Annotated in this window: 16 protein-coding genes; 11 read left to right on the forward strand and 5 right to left on the reverse strand. The window is 63.5% G+C overall.

What is annotated here, in order from left to right:
* Positions 1-209: 209 nt before the first annotated feature.
* The 6 genes from EGJ09_RS09895 (at position 210) to EGJ09_RS09920 (ending at position 9,828) form a co-directional block, all read left to right on the forward strand.
* Positions 210-1,538 (forward strand): hypothetical protein, encoded by a 1,329-nt coding sequence (locus tag EGJ09_RS09895; protein WP_115274593.1) that lies wholly within the window; start codon positions 210-212, stop codon positions 1,536-1,538.
* 32 nt (positions 1,539-1,570) lie between these two features.
* Positions 1,571-3,802 (forward strand): Ig-like domain-containing protein, encoded by a 2,232-nt coding sequence (locus EGJ09_RS09900; protein WP_125923719.1) that lies wholly within the window; start codon positions 1,571-1,573, stop codon positions 3,800-3,802.
* 15 nt (positions 3,803-3,817) lie between these two features.
* The gene (locus EGJ09_RS09905; protein ID WP_046785966.1) at positions 3,818-4,288 is read left to right on the forward strand and encodes a curlin; all 471 of its coding nucleotides are present in this window, start codon (positions 3,818-3,820) and stop codon (positions 4,286-4,288) included.
* Between the two features lie 16 nt (positions 4,289-4,304).
* On the forward strand, positions 4,305-5,750 hold the full coding sequence (locus tag EGJ09_RS09910; RefSeq protein WP_125923720.1) for a curlin: 1,446 nt from the start codon (positions 4,305-4,307) through the stop codon (positions 5,748-5,750).
* 280 nt (positions 5,751-6,030) lie between these two features.
* Positions 6,031-8,448, forward strand: coding sequence for a glucose/quinate/shikimate family membrane-bound PQQ-dependent dehydrogenase (locus EGJ09_RS09915; RefSeq protein ID WP_125923721.1), 2,418 nt, complete (start codon positions 6,031-6,033; stop codon positions 8,446-8,448).
* A 111-nt stretch (positions 8,449-8,559) separates the two neighbouring features.
* A complete protein-coding gene (locus EGJ09_RS09920) occupies positions 8,560-9,828 on the forward strand; it encodes a carbohydrate porin (protein WP_125923722.1) in 1,269 nt (422 codons plus the stop codon).
* Between the two features lie 28 nt (positions 9,829-9,856).
* Here EGJ09_RS09920 and argE read toward each other — a convergent pair whose 3' ends face one another.
* Positions 9,857-11,017 (reverse strand): acetylornithine deacetylase, encoded by a 1,161-nt coding sequence (gene argE, locus EGJ09_RS09925; protein ID WP_115274589.1) that lies wholly within the window; start codon positions 11,015-11,017, stop codon positions 9,857-9,859.
* Positions 11,010-11,687 (reverse strand): DUF1028 domain-containing protein, encoded by a 678-nt coding sequence (locus EGJ09_RS09930; RefSeq protein ID WP_125923723.1) that lies wholly within the window; start codon positions 11,685-11,687, stop codon positions 11,010-11,012. Before EGJ09_RS09930 ends, argE begins: the two co-directional genes overlap by 8 nt.
* A gap of 54 nt (positions 11,688-11,741) precedes the next feature.
* Here EGJ09_RS09930 and EGJ09_RS09935 point away from each other — a divergent pair, with 54 nt between their 5' ends.
* From EGJ09_RS09935 to EGJ09_RS09945, 3 genes are read left to right on the forward strand one after another with little or no spacing between them, the layout of a single operon-like run.
* The gene (locus EGJ09_RS09935) at positions 11,742-11,975 is read left to right on the forward strand and encodes a hypothetical protein (RefSeq protein WP_125923724.1); all 234 of its coding nucleotides are present in this window, start codon (positions 11,742-11,744) and stop codon (positions 11,973-11,975) included.
* A 14-nt stretch (positions 11,976-11,989) separates the two neighbouring features.
* Positions 11,990-13,309: an NAD(P)/FAD-dependent oxidoreductase gene (locus EGJ09_RS09940; protein WP_125923725.1), complete on the forward strand. Its 1,320-nt coding sequence runs from the start codon at positions 11,990-11,992 to the stop codon at positions 13,307-13,309.
* Positions 13,309-13,725 carry a RidA family protein gene (locus EGJ09_RS09945; protein ID WP_012314810.1) on the forward strand — a complete coding sequence of 139 codons (417 nt, stop codon included), beginning with the start codon at positions 13,309-13,311 and terminating at the stop codon, positions 13,723-13,725. The genes EGJ09_RS09940 and EGJ09_RS09945 overlap by 1 nt, the downstream gene beginning before the upstream one ends.
* 37 nt (positions 13,726-13,762) lie before the next feature.
* On the opposite strand, the gene EGJ09_RS09950 is transcribed toward EGJ09_RS09945, so the two are convergent.
* Positions 13,763-14,668, reverse strand: a complete 906-nt coding sequence (locus EGJ09_RS09950) for a LysR family transcriptional regulator (RefSeq protein ID WP_039602016.1) — start codon at positions 14,666-14,668, stop codon at positions 13,763-13,765.
* Between the two features lie 187 nt (positions 14,669-14,855).
* Between EGJ09_RS09950 and EGJ09_RS09955 the strand changes: the two genes are divergently transcribed.
* On the forward strand, positions 14,856-15,242 hold the full coding sequence (locus tag EGJ09_RS09955; RefSeq protein ID WP_046785960.1) for a VOC family protein: 387 nt from the start codon (positions 14,856-14,858) through the stop codon (positions 15,240-15,242).
* Between the two features lie 76 nt (positions 15,243-15,318).
* Entirely contained in the window at positions 15,319-15,888 is a 570-nt protein-coding gene (locus EGJ09_RS09960) for a hypothetical protein (RefSeq protein WP_115274587.1), read from the forward strand.
* Between the two features lie 125 nt (positions 15,889-16,013).
* Here EGJ09_RS09960 and EGJ09_RS09965 read toward each other — a convergent pair whose 3' ends face one another.
* Positions 16,014-16,439: a VOC family protein gene (locus EGJ09_RS09965; RefSeq protein WP_046785958.1), complete on the reverse strand. Its 426-nt coding sequence runs from the start codon at positions 16,437-16,439 to the stop codon at positions 16,014-16,016.
* 66 nt (positions 16,440-16,505) lie between these two features.
* Entirely contained in the window at positions 16,506-17,432 is a 927-nt protein-coding gene (locus tag EGJ09_RS09970) for an alpha/beta fold hydrolase (protein WP_125923726.1), read from the reverse strand.
* Between the last annotated feature and the right edge of the window lie 19 nt (positions 17,433-17,451).

Genomic DNA, 17,451 nt, shown 5'->3' on the forward strand with positions numbered 1-17,451 from the left:
AGCTGACTTTCGCCCCACACCCTCTAGCCCCACGTCCCCCAACCCTGGGGAACAGCACCCAAACAACACGTTTCAAACAACGACGCGCGAAGTACCGCACCCCTTGCGCTATAAACCCTGCAGCACCATTTCGCGCACTTGGCACGGCTGTTGCCGATGTCCTCCCAGACGCCCCAAGTCCATGGGCCCGTTTGCAGGAGGAATGACTCATGCACCGACCGATACCCACACCGCTGGCCGTGGCGATTTTCGCCAGCATGCTCCAGCTCCCGGCACAGGCAGCGCTGTATGCCGTCGACACCGGTCCCTATAACCCCGCCAATGGCAACTTCGCCGCCTGGTACCAGGACACGCACGGGCGAACCCTTGACCTGTGCCTGACCAAAACCGTCAGCTCACGTGTTGCTGGCGCCCCGGGGGCACCGGCGTACATGTGTACGCTGCTGCCCACGCCTGGCGTATTCGACGACACACAACCCATCGTTTTCCCCAGCAACTTCCCTGACGAAGCCTTCTGGTTCACCGCCGACGCCGCCATCGTCGATGCCGCCCGCGGCATCGACCTGAGTTACGGCACGGCCATCGAAGCGGCGTTCGCCGCTGAGGAGCCCGTCGAAGGCGATCAGGTCAGCTTCGCCCGGGTTCGTATCCGCGTCGATGTGCCGACCGCCGGCACCTACATCGTCACGCACCCCTACGGCGTCGACGTGTTCGACGTGCCCGCCGCCGGTGATCGGGCGATCAACATGACCCGCGATATCGGCATCGCCGGCGCCGGTGACTTCAGCGGCGCGCTCAAAGGTGACGTGGGGCCGTTCCTGCGCAGCGTCAACGGCCCCTACACCGAGGGCAGCGAGCGCTTCATCGGCGACCCGAACCTGGAAGAGCCTGTCACCGGCAGCCCGTACAACACCAACTACGTGCGTATCGAGGGCCCCGGTGGCATCGACCTGCGCACCGAGCTGTTCTCGATCTCCGGCAAGCTCTCCGACGTTGCCCGGCCAACCCCGTTGATGCCACTGCGCAGTACCTATTCGCGGCACACCGAGGACGGCGACCTGCGTGCCCAGCAGGACGTCTTCGTGATGGCCCCGCCGCCTCCGGCCACCGTCACCCTGACCAGCCAGACGCCAAACCTGAGCCTGACCGAAGCCAACAGTACCGGCGCCTGGTATGCCCAGTCAGTCCTCAACCCGCTGTTGCCGGCCTCGTTGACATTGACCGCTGACAACAGTGTGGCGATCCCCACCAGCAGCCTGGCCACCGTCAACCTGCCGTTGACCGACCTGGTGACCATCACCCGTGCCGAATTCAGCCTGGCCAGCGGCCAGTTGACCCTGGTGGCAAGCACCAGTGACGAGACCAGCCCACCGGTCCTCACCGCCCACACCGGCAACGGTGCGCTGATCGGCGACCTGGCTGGCAGCGGTGCGGTGAAAACGTTGAGCACCTCCCTGTCGCCCATCCCGCCGGCCAAGGTGCAGGTCACCAGTGCCAATGGCGGTAGCGACAGCGAAGACGTGGTGCTGGTGCCATGAACAGACAAAGGCTCCGCCTTCAAGGAGGCAGCATGAACACTTGGCAACGCCGTGCGCTGTTGGCCGCCGGTTTCTCCCTCACTGTGACCAGCGCGGCCTGGGCCGCACTGTCGGAGGTCGATCCGGGCCCCTACACCTTTGCCACCGGTGGATACCCGATGTGGTACAAGGACACCGACAACCTGTCCCTGGAGCTGTGCCAGTCGCGCGCTACCAGCACCCGGTTCCCTGGTGCGCCGGGCGCACCGGCTTACATGTGCACCCTGCTGCCTGAGCCGGGCGTTTACGACGACGCACTGCCACTGGTATTCCCCGACAACTGGCCCCCAGAGATGTTCTGGTTCCTGGCTGAAACCTCGATCCCGCAGGTGGGCAACAGTGGTTATGAACTGGAAGTCTACGTAGCAGGCATAGAAGCCGCTTTCGCCGCAGAAAACCCGGTAGACGGTGACCAGCAAAGCTTTGCCCGCATCCGTATCCGCGCCTCGGTACCGACGACCGGCACCTATGTCATCACCCACCCTTACGGTGTAGAAACGGTCAACGTGACCGCAGCCGGTCGGCGGGCGATCAACGTCACCCGCGACATCGGCATCGGCGCCCCGGGCGACTTCAGCGGAGCGCTCAACGGCAACATCGGGCCGTGGCTGCGCGGGGTCGGTGGCCCCTATACCGAAGTCAACCCGGACACGGGAGCCAGCGAAACCTTCATCGGCGATCCGAACCTCACCGAAGCGGTGACCGGTAGCCCGTTCAATACCAACTTCGTGCGCATCGAAGGGCCAGCCGGGGCCATCCAGACCAATGTGTTCACGGTGTCGGGCAAGGTGCTTGACCAGCGTGCGCAAACGCCGGTAACCCTGGAGCGCGCCACCTACTCGCGCAACGGCGCCGGCACCCGGGTCGAAGTCTTCGCCAAGGCGCCGAACGATGCTGATGTATGCATGCGCAATGGCCTGGCCCTGGTCGGGACTCCACCCTCGCCCTGCCAGTTCAGCCTGCTTGCGGATAACAACGGGCTGTTCTTCACCCAGCAGTTGAGCCAGACCGCGCCGCCGCCGGTAGTGGTGGTCACCGGCAGCACGGCTACCGGCGGCACCCGCCCTACTTCACTGTCGAGCAAGCTGACAGATGTGGTGAAAGTGGACACTGCCCGCTACGACTGGACCAACAAGCGCCTGGTGATCGAAGCACGCTCCAGCGACGAGGTGGTAGTCCCCGACCTGGTTGCCCAAGGCTACGGCCGCCTGTCCAAATCCGGCACCCTGCAGAGCCTGACCGTCAACGACCTCAGCCAGCCGCCAGCCACTGTCACCATCAAGTCCGCCCATGGCGGCAGCGATGAGGAGCCGGTGATCGTGGTCGGCAACGCACCGATCGAAGCTGAAAACCAGGCGCCGCTGGCCCAGGCCGATTCCGGCAGTACCAGCGTCGGTGTGCCGCTGACCCTCAACCTGTTGCAGAACGACAGCGATCCGGACGGTGACGTACCGCTGACCATCAGCGACCTGACCCAACCGGGTACCGGCCTTGGCGGTGTTGTGCTCAACGGCACCACGTCGGTCACCTACACCCCGCCCGCCGGCGCCACACAACCCCTGGTCGCCACCTTCAGCTATCAGGCGGTGGACGCCAAGGGCCTGAAGTCCACACCGGCCACCGTGACCGTGAACGTTGCACCGAACCAGCCGCCAACCGTGGCAGCCCAGACCGTCGCGACACTGGGCGTACCCCTGAGCATCAACGTACTGGCAGGCGCCGCCGACCCGGAAGGCAACGCACCACTGGTGGTCGACAACGTCACGCAACCCGCTGCCGGCCGCGGTACGGTCAGCACCGACGGCAGCACGGTGACCTACACGCCACCGGCGACGGTCACCACAGCGTTCACCACCACCTTCACCTTCCAGGTGCGTGACTCGCTCGGTTCGCTTTCCAACCCCGGCACCATCACCGTCAACGTGTCGCCACGCCCGGCCGCAGAAACCTTTGCGGTCACCGCGGCAACGGTCACGGCGCGCTCCAATAACCGTTTCAACTGGGACATCAGCGGCACCTCGTCGGTCACCACCGGCAACACCGTCACCGTGCGCGTGACCACCACCACGGGTGAGCAGACCCTCGGCACCGTCACGGTACCGATAACCGGACGCTGGCGCCTGGCAGTGGGCAACAGCACCACGATGATCCCGACTGCCGCGCCTACGGCAACCGTAACCAGCAGCCAAGGCACCACACGCACCATCAACGTCGTTGTGCGCTAAGGCCAGGAGAACGTCATGAAACGCCTTCACCCACTGCTGCTGAGCCTGGCCCTGGCGGGTCAGGCTCAGGCCGACGACCTGATGGACAACGCCGACCTTGCCGCCGGCAGCGACCTCGGTGACCCGGTGATCATCCGCCTGTTACCGGCAGGTGCCGGCCAGGTGGCGGTGATCGAGCAACTGGGTTCGGGCAACCGCGCCGCCCTCGACCAGAACGGCCAGGCCCTGCTGGGCCGCATCGTCCAGGCCGGGGGCGCACAGGAAGCGTACATCCTGCAAGAAGGTAGTGACCTGATGGCCAGCATCAGCCAACAGGGAAATGGCAACAGCGCGTCGATCCGCCAGAGCGGCACCAGCAACAACGCCAGCATCGAGCAGATCGGCAACGACAACAGCGCCAGCATTGTGCAAGCCGGCTCGGGCCTGAACAGTTCCGTGACCCAGGCCGGCAATGGCCAGCATGTTCAGATCACTCAATACCGATAGACCTGGAGGCACCACCATGTTCAAGCTCGCTCCCCTAAGTGCCGCTATCCTCCTGGCCGTGGCCGGCCAGGTCATGGCGGACGACAGCACCTCGACCCAGTCGCAGACCGGCAACCAGAACATCGCCGAAGTCAGCCAGACCGTCGCGCCCTTCGCCGCCGCCACCCAGAACCAGACCGGCAAGGGCCACAACCACCTGGCGGTGCAGGACACCAGCACCAGCTACATCGACCAGACCGCCAGTGGCTCGTACAACGCCGGCTACGCCGAGCAGTTGTTCGAAAATGGCAGCCAGATCACCCAGCAAGCCGAAGGCACCTACAACGACGCCTTCGCCAGCCAGTCGTTGGGTGAAAACAACCAGGCGCTGCAGATGCAACAAGGCGCCGAGAACCGCTCGACCGTGTGGCAGGATACCCAGCTGGGCAGCCAGGCCACTACCCAGCAGAGCGGCCAGCGCAACGAAGCCTTCGTCGAACAGCTGTTCGGGGGCAGCAACAACAAGAGCCTGGTGAACCAGGACGGCCAGGACAACTATGCCGCTGCCGAACACCTGACGCACAACGACGGCAATATCGAGATCTACCAGCAAGGCAAGCAGAACTGGGCCTATGGCGACCAGCGCGACGGCACCGGCGGCCTCATAGGCATCGATCAGAACGGCACGGGCAACTCGGTGGAAGTCTGGCAGGACACTCAAGTCGGCAGCCAGGCCACCGTCAACCAGAATGGCCAGCTCAACGAAGGCTACATCGACCAGAGCCTGGGCCAGGACAACACTGCCAGCCTGTATCAACAAGGCAAGTCCAACGCCAGCTGGTCCGATCAGTTCGAGACCACCAACTCGACCACCAGCATCTCCCAGACCGGCACCAGCAACCTGCACTTCACCTACCAGACCGGCGACAATCAGAGCCTGACCGTGACCACTCAAGGTACCGGTAACAAGGTCATGGCCAGCAACTGGAAAGGCGAGAAACTTGGCGGGCAGTTCGGCAGCGACCAAACCGCCGTGATCAACCAGAGAGGCACGGAAAACAGCGTCAACCTGACCCAGAACGGTACCTTGCAACTGGCCACCCTGGGCCAGAAAGGCACCAACAACTCGATGGAAACCAAGCAGGCCGACAGCAACAACGAGCTGTACTTCGAGCAGAACGGCACCGACAACATCCTGATCGCTGACCAGCGCGGCATCGACAACTATGCCACCGGCGACACCACCGGCACCGGCAACACCATCACCCTGGACCAGTCCGGCTACGCCAACCAGAGCTTCACCACCCAGCTGTACGGCAGTGGCAACAGCGCCACCATCAAGCAGGCCGATACCGCCAACGTCGCCTACGTGACCCAGGGCGGCGCCGGCAACATGGCGTTCGTCGACCAGAGCGGCGCCAACCAGGCCGCCACCATCACCCAGATGGGCAACGGCAACACGGCCACCGCCACCCAGCGCTAAGCAGCTCCCCCTTGAACCGCAGCGCTTCTCTCCCTGGCGTTGCGGTTCCTTTTTTTGTGCTTCGCACGTTATCGGGGCGCCAGGTTATCGGGACGCTGATGTTTTTGACTGCCGGCTGCAACAACCTTTTATGCACTTTTCGCTGCCTGATCTAGACTTTTCGCGACAACCCAGCAAGTTCAAGCCTGCGACAATCAGACTCAGAACATTATGTACCAACTTGTTAATTAGCTTGCTAAGGGCTTAAACTGCGCACATTCCACCTGCTGAGATCCCTGGCATGAACGAAACACCGCGCGCCTCTGGCGCCACAAACATCATCCTGGTCGGCTTGGGCGTGATCATCGCCCTGCTCGGCCTCCTCCTGGCTGCCGGCGGCGTCAAGCTCGCGGGCCTTGGCGGCTCCTGGTACTTCCTGATCGGCGGCCTGGCCATGGCCATCGCCGGCGTACTCATTGCCCGACGCAAGAAAGCCGGTGCCTGGCTGTACGCTGCATTCCTGATCGGCACCGCACTGTGGGCACTGATCGATGCTGGCCTGGTGTTCTGGCCGCTGTTCTCGCGCCTGTTCATGTTCGGTGCTATCGGCATGGTGGTGGCGCTCGTCTACCCGCAGCTGGTAAGTGCCAATGGCGGTAGCACTGGCCGTGGTGCCTACGGCATCGCCGGCGTGCTGGCCGTGGTGCTGGTGATCGCTGCGGGCAACATGTTCGTTGCCCATCCAAGCGTCGCGCCTACCGGCAAAGGCCCGGGCATGACCCCGGTCGAAGCCGGCAAGGAGCAGAAGGACTGGGCCCACTATGGCAATACCGAAGGTGGCAGCCGCTTCGCTGCACTGGACCAGATCAACCGCGACAACGTCGACAAGCTCAAGGTCGCCTGGACCTACCGCACCGGTGACGTCGCCGTCAGCGATGGCAACGGTGCCGAAGACCAGCTGACCCCGTTGCAGGTTGGCAACAAGGTGTTCATCTGCACCCCGCACAACAACCTGATCGCCCTCGATGCCGACACCGGCAAAGAGCTGTGGAAAAACGAGATCAACGCCCAGTCCAAAGTGTGGCAGCGTTGCCGTGGCATGGCCTACTTCGACGCTACCGCGCCAGTGGCCCAGCCAACTCAGCCAAACAGCTCGCCGGTAACCGTCGGTAGCGTACCGGCTGGCGCCAACTGCCAGCGTCGCCTGCTGACCAACACCATCGACGGCCGGCTGATCGCAGTCGACGCCGACACTGGTGAGTTCTGCCAAGGCTTCGGCAACAATGGCCAGGTCAACCTGATGGCCGGCCTGGGTGACGTACCGAACTCCTACTACCAGCTGTCGTCCGCACCGCTGATGGCCGGTACCACCGTGGTGGTAGGCGGCCGTGTCGCCGACAATGTCCAGACCGACATGCCAGGCGGCGTGATCCGTGGCTTCGACGTGTTCACCGGTGCCATGCGCTGGGCGTTCGACCCGGGCAACCCGCAAGACCGCAACGCTCCGGCCGACGGCAGCACCTATGTGCGCAGCACCCCGAACAGCTGGGCGCCGATGTCCTACGACCCGGCGATGAACACCGTGTTCCTGCCGATGGGCTCCTCGTCCACCGACATCTACGGTGTCGAGCGCAGCAAGCTGGACCACACCTACGGCGCTTCGGTGCTGGCCCTGGACGCCACCACCGGCAACGAAAAGTGGGTGTTCCAGACCGTGCACAACGACCTGTGGGACTTCGACCTGCCGATGCAGCCAAGCCTGATCGATTTCACCAAGGACGACGGCAAGTCGGTACCTGCGGTGGTGATCGGCACCAAGGCCGGGCAGATCTACGTGCTCGACCGCGCCACCGGCAAGCCGCTTACCCAGGTTGACGAAGTTCCGGTCAAGCCAAGCAACATCCCGAACGAGCCGTATTCCCCGACCCAGCCTAAATCGGTGGGCATGCCGCAGATCGGCGCGCAGACCCTGACCGAGTCGGACATGTGGGGCGCCACGCCATATGACCAGCTGCTGTGCCGTATCGACTTCAAGAAGATGCGCTACGACGGCCTGTACACCGCACCGGGCACCGACCTGTCGCTGAGCTTCCCCGGTTCGCTGGGTGGCATGAACTGGGGCAGCATTTCCACCGACCCGGTCCATGGTTTCATCTTCGTCAACGATATGCGCCTGGGCCTGTGGATCCAGATGATCCCGTCGCAGAACAAAGGCCAGGCCGCTGGCGGTGGTGAAGCGCTGAACACCGGCATGGGCGCCGTACCGCTCAAAGGCACCCCTTATGCGGTGAACAAGAACCGCTTCCTGTCGGTCGCCGGCATCCCTTGCCAGGCACCACCGTTCGGCACCCTGACCGCCATCGACATGAAGACCCGCCAGGTGGCCTGGCAGGTACCGGTCGGCACCGTCGAAGATACCGGCCCGCTGGGTATCCGCATGCACCTGCCGATCAAGATCGGCCTGCCAACCCTGGGCGGCACGCTGTCGACCCAAGGCGGCCTGGTGTTCATCGCCGGCACCCAGGACTTCTACCTGCGCGCTTATGACAGCAGCAACGGTAACGAGATCTGGAAAGCCCGCCTGCCAGTCGGCAGCCAGGGTGGCCCGATGACCTATGTCTCGCCCAAGACTGGCAAGCAGTACGTGGTAGTCACTGCCGGCGGCGCCCGCCAGTCGACTGACCGTGGCGACTACGTGATTTCTTACGCACTGCCGTAAACCGCGTCGCTTTCATCGCCGGCAAGCCGGCCCCCACAGGTTCGTTGAAAGACCTTGTGGGGGCCGGCTTGCTGGCGATGAGGCCCTGAAAGATCAATTCGAGACCCCGCAATGCCATCCGCTATTCGCATCACCTCCCCCCTTCTGCTGGCCCTGGCCAGCACCACCGCCCTGGCCGACGGCGACCTCATGACGCGCAGCACCATGACCGGTGACTGGGGCGGCCTGCGCCACCAGCTTGAAGAAGACGGCATCAAGGTCACTGGCGACTACAGCGGCGAGACCGCGTACAACGCCCACGGTGGCCTGCACCGCTCGGCGCGCTATTCGCAGAACCTCAAGTTCGGCGTGCAGTTCGACCTGTCGAAACTGTATGGCCTGGAAAACGGCGGCAAGGTCCAGCTGACCATCAACGACCGTCGCGGCAACAGCGCCTCGGAAGACCTGGTGGGCAACCGCCTGCCGATCCAGGAAAACTACGGCGGCCTGTACACCCGCCTGACCGAACTGAGCTACGAGCGCACCCTGTTCACCCCGGCGCTCAACGTCAAGCTCGGCTACATGGCCATGGGCAACGACCTCGGCGGCCTGGACAGCGGCATCCTGTGCAACTTCATGAACGCCGGCTTCTGCGGTCACCCGCTGAACATGTCGGGTGGCAGCGGTTGGGCCAACTACCCCAACGCCCACCTGGGGGTGCGCGTGAAGTACGACCTGTCGCCATCTTGGCAGTTGCGCGTGGCGGCGTTCAACGTCGACCCCGAAAGCAACGGCAACTCCAGCCGCGCCTGGCACCTGGGGCCCAAGCACACCACAGGCACCGTGGTGCCGGTCGAGCTGATCTACAAGCTGCAGGGTGAATTGCCGGGTGAATACAAGCTGGGCTACTACTACGACAGCTCCGACGTCAAACGCATTGGCAGTGACGACGAAGTGTCCGGCCGTGGCGGCCATTACCTGCTGATCGACCAGGCGGTGTGGAACGATGCCGGTTTGCCGGGCCGCAGCCTGCATGCTTTCGGCCAGTACTCGGCGTCGAGCAAGGCAGCCTCGCCATTTACCAAGTGGTATGGCGCCGGTGTGGTGCTGTACAAGCCGTTCGAAGGCCGCCCGCGTGACACCGTGGCGCTGGGTTATGGCCGCGCCGTGCCGAACCCGCGCAGCCGTGACGTGCTGGAAGATGCCGCGTTCGATGCCGGGCAGCAGTTCCCGGACATCGACAGCGCCGAGCAATTGATCGAACTGAGCTACGGCTACCAGGCAACGCCATGGCTGAACCTGCGCCCAGATGTGCAGTACATCATCGAGCCTGGTGCCTTCTCCGGCCAGGACATCGACAATGCGCTGGTGGTGGGGCTACAGGTCAAAGCGACCTTCTGATCCCCCGGGGCCGCTGTGCGGCCCCTTTTCAATCCTGCCTGAGGTAATCCACCAGCCTCGACAGCATCGCATCACACCCCTGCAACTGCTCGACACTGACAAACTCATCCGGCTTGTGCCCTTGCTCCATGCTCCCCGGGCCACACACCACGGTGGGGATGCCTGCCTGATCGAACAACCCGCCTTCGGTGCCGAACGCCACAGTACCGAATTCATCCGACCCGCTGAGTAATGCCACCAACCGCGCCGCCTCGCTGTCGGCAGGTGTGGCCAACCCAGGATATGCACTCAAAGGTGCCAGATGAATGGCACTGGCCGCGTTCACGCTGCGCATGCGCGGCAACAATTCGGCCTCGGCATAGGCCTGCAACTGATCGGCCACCGTCTGCGCTTCAAAGCCTGGCAAGGCGCGCACCTCAAAGTCGAATGCACATTCTTCGGGCACGATATTCAGCGCCCTGCCGCCCTTGATGGTGCCTGTCTGCACCGTCGAGAACGGCGGATCAAAACGCTCGTCGTGCTGTTCGGGCAGCGCCAGCGCGTCACCAATCTCGCCCAGTTTGCCGATCAGCCTGGCGGCATATTCGATGGCATTCACACCATACGGCGCATAGGCCGAATGGCACGCCGCGCCGTGCACCTGGCAACGCATGGCCAGCTTGCCTTTGTGGCCGAGCACCGGTTTTAGCTCGGTAGGCTCGCCAATCAGGCAAAGCCGCGGCTTGTCAGGCCGCTGTTCGAGCGCGGCGAGCATCGAGCGCACCCCCAGGCAACCCACTTCCTCGTCATAGGAAAACGCCAAATGCACCGGCATGCGCAGCGGCTGCGCAAGAAATGCGGGTACTGCCGCCAACACCGAGGCAATGAAACCTTTCATGTCCGCCGTACCACGGCCATACAGGCGCCCATCGCGTTCACTCAAGGCAAACGGCTCGACCGTCCAGGCCTGGCCATCCACCGGCACCACATCGGTATGCCCGGACAGCACCACGCCGCCAACATCAGCGGGGCCGATGGTAGCGAACAGGTTGGCCTTGGTGCCTTCAGGGTTATGGAACAGTTCGCTGTCCACGCCCTGTTCGGCCAGATAGTCGCGGATGAAGCCGATCAGCTGCAGGTTGGAGTCGCGGCTGACCGTGGCATAGCCGATCAGCCGGGCCAACAGGGCGCGGCTGGTGAACTCACTCATCACCCGGCACCCCATAGCTCGGTGCAGTCGTCGGGTTAAGCGCGCGGGTAACGTAGTCCTGCATCTGCGGGCGGTACGTCTGCCACAGACCATCGAGCACGCCGATCGGGTTTTCATCGGCCCAGTCCACGCGCAGGTCCACCAGCGGCCAGGTCAGCTCGCCCGCGATCTTCAGCGCCGCCGAGTGCACCGGGCCTGCCTCGCCACCTGCAGCCATTGCCGCATGCATGGCCGCCAGCAGGCGATCAGCCAGGTGCCCGCCAGCCTGTTCGAAGGCTTGCACCATGGCTTCGATGACCTGTACCGAAGACAACAGGTTGCCGGCCGCCGCGCATTGCTCACCGGCCACGGCGTTGTGCACACCCAACGCCTGCTTGCCGGTGAACAGCGCCACCTGGCCGTTACTGTCGATCACCGTGACCTGGCGGTACTCGCTCCAGCCATTGGCGCTGAGCACCCGGTCCAGCGCTGCCGCAGGCGGCAGCTGGCCCTGCTCCAAGGCATCGAGGATCTGTGGGCCAAGCGCCGGCAAGGTGATGTTCTGGGTGGCAACGGCGCCGACGCCTGCACGTACCCAAGGGCAACGCGCCCCTACGGCGATGCTCGACGAACTGATGGCGATACCGACCTGGCCGGTTTCCTGGCAGCGTCCGATGATGGAGAAGGTCATGAAAAGGCTCCTGTTGTTCTGGGCGATTGCAGGCATTCTGGGCAGAACCTTTTATTGAGCGAAACCACCTTTTTCCTGTGCCTTGAGCAGGAAAAAACTAAGGCCGCGCACAGCTACGCAAAACAGCCCGAAACCCCTGCCACCCTTCCTGTAGCCCTTGTGCAGCAAGGCCTTCGCCGTTTTATCGGCAAGTACTCGTTAAATACTAATTTCGCGATTTTCCGTGCATCCCTAGTCTGGCCCCAGGTAACGGCGGTCCTCCAAACCGACCTGACAAAAACCGCCTGAACAAGGGCTCGGACATGACACTGAACACAATCGAAATCGACACCCTCGTCGTCGGCGCCGGCCAGGCCGGCGTGGCCATGAGCGAACATTTGAGCAAGCTCGGCGTGCCGCACCTGGTGCTGGAGCGCAAGCGTATCGCCGAGGCCTGGCGCACTGGCCGCTGGGATTCGCTGGTCGCCAATGGCCCGGCCTGGCATGACCGCTTCCCCGGCCTTGAATTCAACCTCGACGCCGACGCCTTCGCCGGCAAGGACCAGGTTGCTGACTACTTCGAGCAATACGTGCGCAAGTACAACCTGCCGGTGCGCACCGGCATCGAGGTGAGGAAGGTGGTGCGCAATGCCGACCGCCCAGGCTTCACCATCGAGACCAATGAGGGGGTGATTCGGGCCAACCGCGTGGTGGCCGCCACCGGCCCGTTCCAGCGCCCGGTCATCCCGGCCATCGCGCCCAAGGACGAGCACCTGCACCAGATCCACTCCGCCGCCTATTTCAACCCCGGGCAACTGCCTGAGGGCGCAGTGCTGGTGGTAGGTGCCGGCTCCTCCGGCGTGCAGATCGCCGAAGAGCTGATGCGCGCCGGGCGCCAGGTGTACCTGTCGGTCGGCGCCCACGATCGTCCGCCACGGGCTTATCGCAACCGCGACTTCTGCTGGTGGCTGGGCGTGCTGGGCGAATGGGATGCCGAGATCGCCAAACCTGGCCGGGAGCACGTGACCATCGCCGTCAGCGGTGCCCGTGGCGGCCACACCGTAGACTTCCGCGCCCTCGCCCATCAGGGCATGACGCTGGTCGGCCTGACCCAATCGTTCGACAACGGTGTTGCACGCTTCCAGGACAACCTGGCCGACAACATCCGCCGCGGCGACGAAAACTACCTGGCCTTGCTGGACGCTGCCGATGCCTATGTCGAACGCAACGGCCTGGACCTGCCGCAAGAGCCCGAAGCACGCAAGCGCCTGCCGGACCCGGCCTGCGTCAGCAACCCGCTACTGGAATTGGACCTGGCCGAAGCCAATGTCACCAGCATCATCTGGGCCACCGGCTACGGCGTGGACTTCAGTTGGCTGCAGGTCGACACCTTCGATGCCAATGGCAAGCCCCAGCACCAGCGCGGCGTGTCCCGCGAGCCGGGTGTGTACTTCCTCGGCCTGCCCTGGCTGTCGCGCCGCGGCTCCTCGTTCATCTGGGGCGTTTGGCACGACGCCAAGCACGTCGCCGGCCACATCGCCACCCAGCGCACCTACCTGGCCTACCGCGACCGCGAACAGCGTGAAGCGGATGAGCAGCAAACTACCTCGATCAGCAACGTCAGCACCCTCGGAGCCCACTGATGCCTACCCATACCCGCATCCGCATGTTCAACACCAAGGTCACCTACCCTAACCAGACCCTGGACAACGACCTGTGCCAAGCCGTGCGCGCCGGCAACACCATCTATGTGCGCGGCCAGGTCGGCACCGATTTCGAGGGCCGCCTGGTGGGCCTGGGCGACCCTCGGGCGCAGGCTGAGCAAGCGATGAAGAACGTCAAGCAACTGCTTGAAGAAGCAGGCTCCGACCTGTCGCATATCGTCAAGACCACCACCTACATCACCGACCCGCGCTTCCGTGAGCCGGTGTACAAAGAAGTGGGCAAGTGGCTCAAGGGCGTGTTCCCGATTTCCACCGGGCTGGTAGTGGCGGGCCTGGCCCAGCCTGAATGGCTGATGGAAATCGATGTGATTGCGGTGGTGCCGGATCACGCTTGATTGAGTGAGGTGCTGGGGCGCGCTGCGCCCCGGTCATCTACATCCTGCCCAGTTCTTCCCGGCAAAACTCCACGAAAAGCTGCGCCGGCTTGGTCAACTGCACCCGCTTCAAACGCGCCGCAGCCAACCCCGACAACGCCACGGGCTCGGCAATGTCCACCGTCACCAGCTTCTGCCCGTCATACGTGCATTCTGAATGCGGCCGGGTCACCAGCAGTGAAAAGCCGAACCCCTGCCCCACCATCCCGCGCACCATCTCGATCGACGGCGAACTGAAGACAATGTTCGGCGTAAGACCCATCTCGTTGAACAGGCTGACAAAGTAGGTACGGCTCGGCGCCACATCCAGAAGGATCATCGGCTCCGGGCACAAGTCACGCAGTGACACCTGCGACTGGCCGGCAAAGCGGTGCTTTTCAGGAAGCAATACGTAGGGCTTTTGAGGAGGCATCAGCGGCTCAGCCTCGATGGTGCCATCCAGGTCATGATCGTAGAGAAACGCCAGGTCGAACGTACCCGCCGTCAGGCCCTGGATCAGCTCCTGCTGCTCGCCGTCGCGCAAGCGGATGTCTACGCCCGGGTAGCGTTCGCGAAAACCGGCAATCAGGCGTGGCAGGTACAACGGGGCCACGGTTTCGAAGCAGCCAATATCGATCTGGCCGGCCACGGTATCGTTGTCGGCCAGCGCGTTCTGCTCGAACTCGTGGGCCATCTGCAGCAACGATTTGGTCTTGGCGTAGAAGCGTTTGCCGCTGGGGGTGAGCGAAACACCTTGGGCATGGTGGCGGATGAACAACTGCACGCCAAAGCTCTCTTCCAGGCTCTTGATCGCTGTGGAAATGGACGGCTGCGCGATGTACAACTGGCGCGATGCCTCAGCGACGCTGCCGGCCTCGACGGTGGTGACGAAGTATTTGAGTTGTCGCAAGGTATAGGAAGCCACAGGCACCTCTCTGGCGCCGGTTGGGGCGCCCTTTTGAATTATCCTGCCACTTTACCGTGCCGTTGCAGTGGCGGGCGGCGCGGTGATGAAGGATTTGCCTATGGCTTGAACATATTCTTGCTTTGCCACGCCCGGCTGCAAAACGTCTTTACTGGAAGGTAAACAGCCGCAGGAACGGTGTGAGCCTATGAAAATCGTTGTCACCAGCATCCTCGTCGACGACCAGGCCAAGGCCTTGGCTTTCTACCACTACGTACTGGGTTTCGAGCCCAAGGACGACATCCCCATGGGCCAGTACCGCTGGCTGACCCTCACGTCTCCCAACGAGCCCAACGGTGTTCAGCTGGTACTGGAGCCCGATGCCCACCCAGCGGCCAAGACCTACAAGGCAGCGCTTCGCCAGGACGGTATCCCGGCGACGTCGTTCGGCGTGCGCGACATTCAGGCCGAGTACACGCGCTTGTGCAAGGCCGGGGTCAGGTTCACCAAACAACCCACCGACCTGGGCCCGGTCACCGTTGCGGTGTTCGACGATACCTGCGGCAACCTGATACAGATCGCTCAGAAACATTGACCCTGGCCCATGGCAGGCCAGGCTGCCATTGGCTAAAGTTGCCGCTATTCCCGGTGCGCTAAAACAAGGAAAAACAATGCGCCACGAATTCAGCGAAGTGCTCAACGACCTGATCGATTACTTTCTGGTCGGGGACATTCAGTTGCTCGACCGCTTCAAGCACGACAATGACTTGCCCGATGACCTGGCCAGCGAATTCACCCACACCGACAGCGGCGACAGGGCCGTGCGCGAAGGCATCGTCATACCCTTGGCCGGCATCGACAACCTGCCCTACCACATCATTTTCACCCTCGAAGGTGACACTCCCGCCTTGCTCGAGCCCGGCAGCCGCCTGAAACACCGGCGCGACGGTTATGTGCTACGGGTCGAGAACCGTGCGGTGATGGTGTACACCTGGCGCATCCTCCAGCATTTCACCAACAAGACCCTCGGCGACCTGCTCGCCCGCTACCAAGTGCCGGGGCGGCCGATCATCGAGCTGGATAACGGCTGGTATGACGTCGAAGTACTGGGCGGCGCGGTCGTGCGTGAGGGGCTGTACGAGCCAGCGTTCGAATTCGTGTTGACCAAGCGCTCAAGCCGCTGTGAGGCCAAGGACGTGGATATCGGGTATGCCTTTACCCTGCGTGGTTACTTCGACTGATTGCTCTCAAGCTTGCGGCGTAGGTAAGCAAGGCGAAAGTGGCAGCAAAATATTCCAGGCAGAATGGGCGGGTACGGGACAGCCAGGTTGTCAGCATCGGCGGATATCATTTCCTCACAGCCCGGTCATGCGCCCTGCTGCATTGGCACTGGCCCTTTGAGCTCGACCTGGTTGCCATCGGGATCGTAGCAGTATAGCGACAGCCCCTCGCCCTCGGCGCCATAGCGCACTTGGGCAGGCTCCACCGCTACGCCGGCCGCTTGCAGGTAGGCGGTCAGCGCTTGTTCATCGAACGGTTCTATACGCAGACAGAAGTGGTGAAGGTTACGCCCTTGAGCCCCGGGTGCAGCACCACCGGGGCGCCCAAGCGGGCCATCGAGGGTAACCAGGTCGATCATGGCCGTACCGGTTGCCAAATGGACCATCCCCAGGTCCTCGCGTTCCCTGCTGACCGTGCAGCCCAGCAGGTCACGGTAGAAGGCCACACTGCGCTGCAGGTCGCTGACGCGCAGCACCAGGTGGTCGATGTGCTTGATGGCGAAGGGTCTCATGCCGGCGCTCCTTGAGGCGATTGCACAGAGGTCCCGGCCACCATAGCCCAGCAGCGCATCCCCCCGCTACTCGTTCACCAGGCGCTGCAGCAGGCCGGCATCGTGGCGGGCCAGGGTGCGCAGTATCTGCTCGACCACTGTTCGGTCCGGCGCTTCCAAGTGGAAGTGATGCCCACCTGGGTGCCAGGATACCCGGGCATGGCTGGGCAGTGCAGCCTCGCGCTGCGCGAAGGCACCGCCAACAAACGCCCCCTGCCTGCCCAGCATGAGGTAAAGCGGGCAGCGGATTTCCCTGAGAAGGTCACACGCCTCGCGCTCGGTCAGTGGCATCGGCTCGGGCAACACCAGCCGTGGGTCATGGCGCCAACAGTAGCCGTGCGCCAACTGCAGCAGGTCACGCATGGCCAGCAACCGTGCGGCGTCGTCGGCAAGTTCGCCATCGAGACGCTTGCGTCGCTGCTCCAGGGCAGTTTCCAGATCGTCGAAGCGGCTCCCGGCAACGTCGGCAAAGCCGTGCAACTGGCTGCGTTGCACCATACGCTTGAGCCGATAGGCACGGGCCAGGTGCTGCACGCGATCATCCTCGGCAACCGTGAACGGCGCTCCCATGCCGTCGAGGAAGGTCATACTGGCGATGCCGCTGGTCATGGCAGCCAGCAGCGAGGCAATGCCAGTGCCCATGCCATGGGCTAGCACATGAAACCGCGTCAGCCCAAGGCTTTCGACCACCGCCAGCATGTCCTCGGCATGCTCCCACAGGTAGTAGCCGCTGTCGTGGCGCCGGTGATCGGAGCGGCCGTGACCGACCAGGTCAGGGGCGACCACGAAGCAACCATCGAGCAACGGGCCCAGCCGCTCGAACGAGGCGGCATTGTCCAGCCAGCCGTGCAACGCCAGCACCGGTATACCGTCTTCGGCTCCCCACGTGCGTACCGCTATTTCAATACCGTCGAGGTCAAGCAGGTGATCCTTTGGACTGCATAGCGAACGCATCGAACTCTCCTTCGCTGAA

The sequence above is a fragment of the Pseudomonas sp. p106 genome (genome assembly GCF_003936645.1).
GTDB lineage: Bacteria > Pseudomonadota > Gammaproteobacteria > Pseudomonadales > Pseudomonadaceae > Aquipseudomonas > Aquipseudomonas putida_E.

Coding starts and splice junctions, on each gene's coding strand:
- argE (WP_115274589.1), bottom strand. CDS start 11,017: ATGAGTGAGTTCACCAGCCGCGCCCTGTTGGCCCGGCTGATCGGCTAT.
- EGJ09_RS09955 (WP_046785960.1), top strand. CDS start 14,856: ATGAAAATCGTTGTCACCAGCATCCTCGTCGACGACCAGGCCAAGGCC.
- EGJ09_RS09930 (WP_125923723.1), bottom strand. CDS start 11,687: ATGACCTTCTCCATCATCGGACGCTGCCAGGAAACCGGCCAGGTCGGT.
- EGJ09_RS09960 (WP_115274587.1), top strand. CDS start 15,319: ATGCGCCACGAATTCAGCGAAGTGCTCAACGACCTGATCGATTACTTT.
- EGJ09_RS09920 (WP_125923722.1), top strand. CDS start 8,560: ATGCCATCCGCTATTCGCATCACCTCCCCCCTTCTGCTGGCCCTGGCC.
- EGJ09_RS09915 (WP_125923721.1), top strand. CDS start 6,031: ATGAACGAAACACCGCGCGCCTCTGGCGCCACAAACATCATCCTGGTC.
- EGJ09_RS09910 (WP_125923720.1), top strand. CDS start 4,305: ATGTTCAAGCTCGCTCCCCTAAGTGCCGCTATCCTCCTGGCCGTGGCC.
- EGJ09_RS09945 (WP_012314810.1), top strand. CDS start 13,309: ATGCCTACCCATACCCGCATCCGCATGTTCAACACCAAGGTCACCTAC.
- EGJ09_RS09940 (WP_125923725.1), top strand. CDS start 11,990: ATGACACTGAACACAATCGAAATCGACACCCTCGTCGTCGGCGCCGGC.
- EGJ09_RS09965 (WP_046785958.1), bottom strand. CDS start 16,439: ATGAGACCCTTCGCCATCAAGCACATCGACCACCTGGTGCTGCGCGTC.
- EGJ09_RS09905 (WP_046785966.1), top strand. CDS start 3,818: ATGAAACGCCTTCACCCACTGCTGCTGAGCCTGGCCCTGGCGGGTCAG.
- EGJ09_RS09895 (WP_115274593.1), top strand. CDS start 210: ATGCACCGACCGATACCCACACCGCTGGCCGTGGCGATTTTCGCCAGC.
- EGJ09_RS09900 (WP_125923719.1), top strand. CDS start 1,571: ATGAACACTTGGCAACGCCGTGCGCTGTTGGCCGCCGGTTTCTCCCTC.
- EGJ09_RS09970 (WP_125923726.1), bottom strand. CDS start 17,432: ATGCGTTCGCTATGCAGTCCAAAGGATCACCTGCTTGACCTCGACGGT.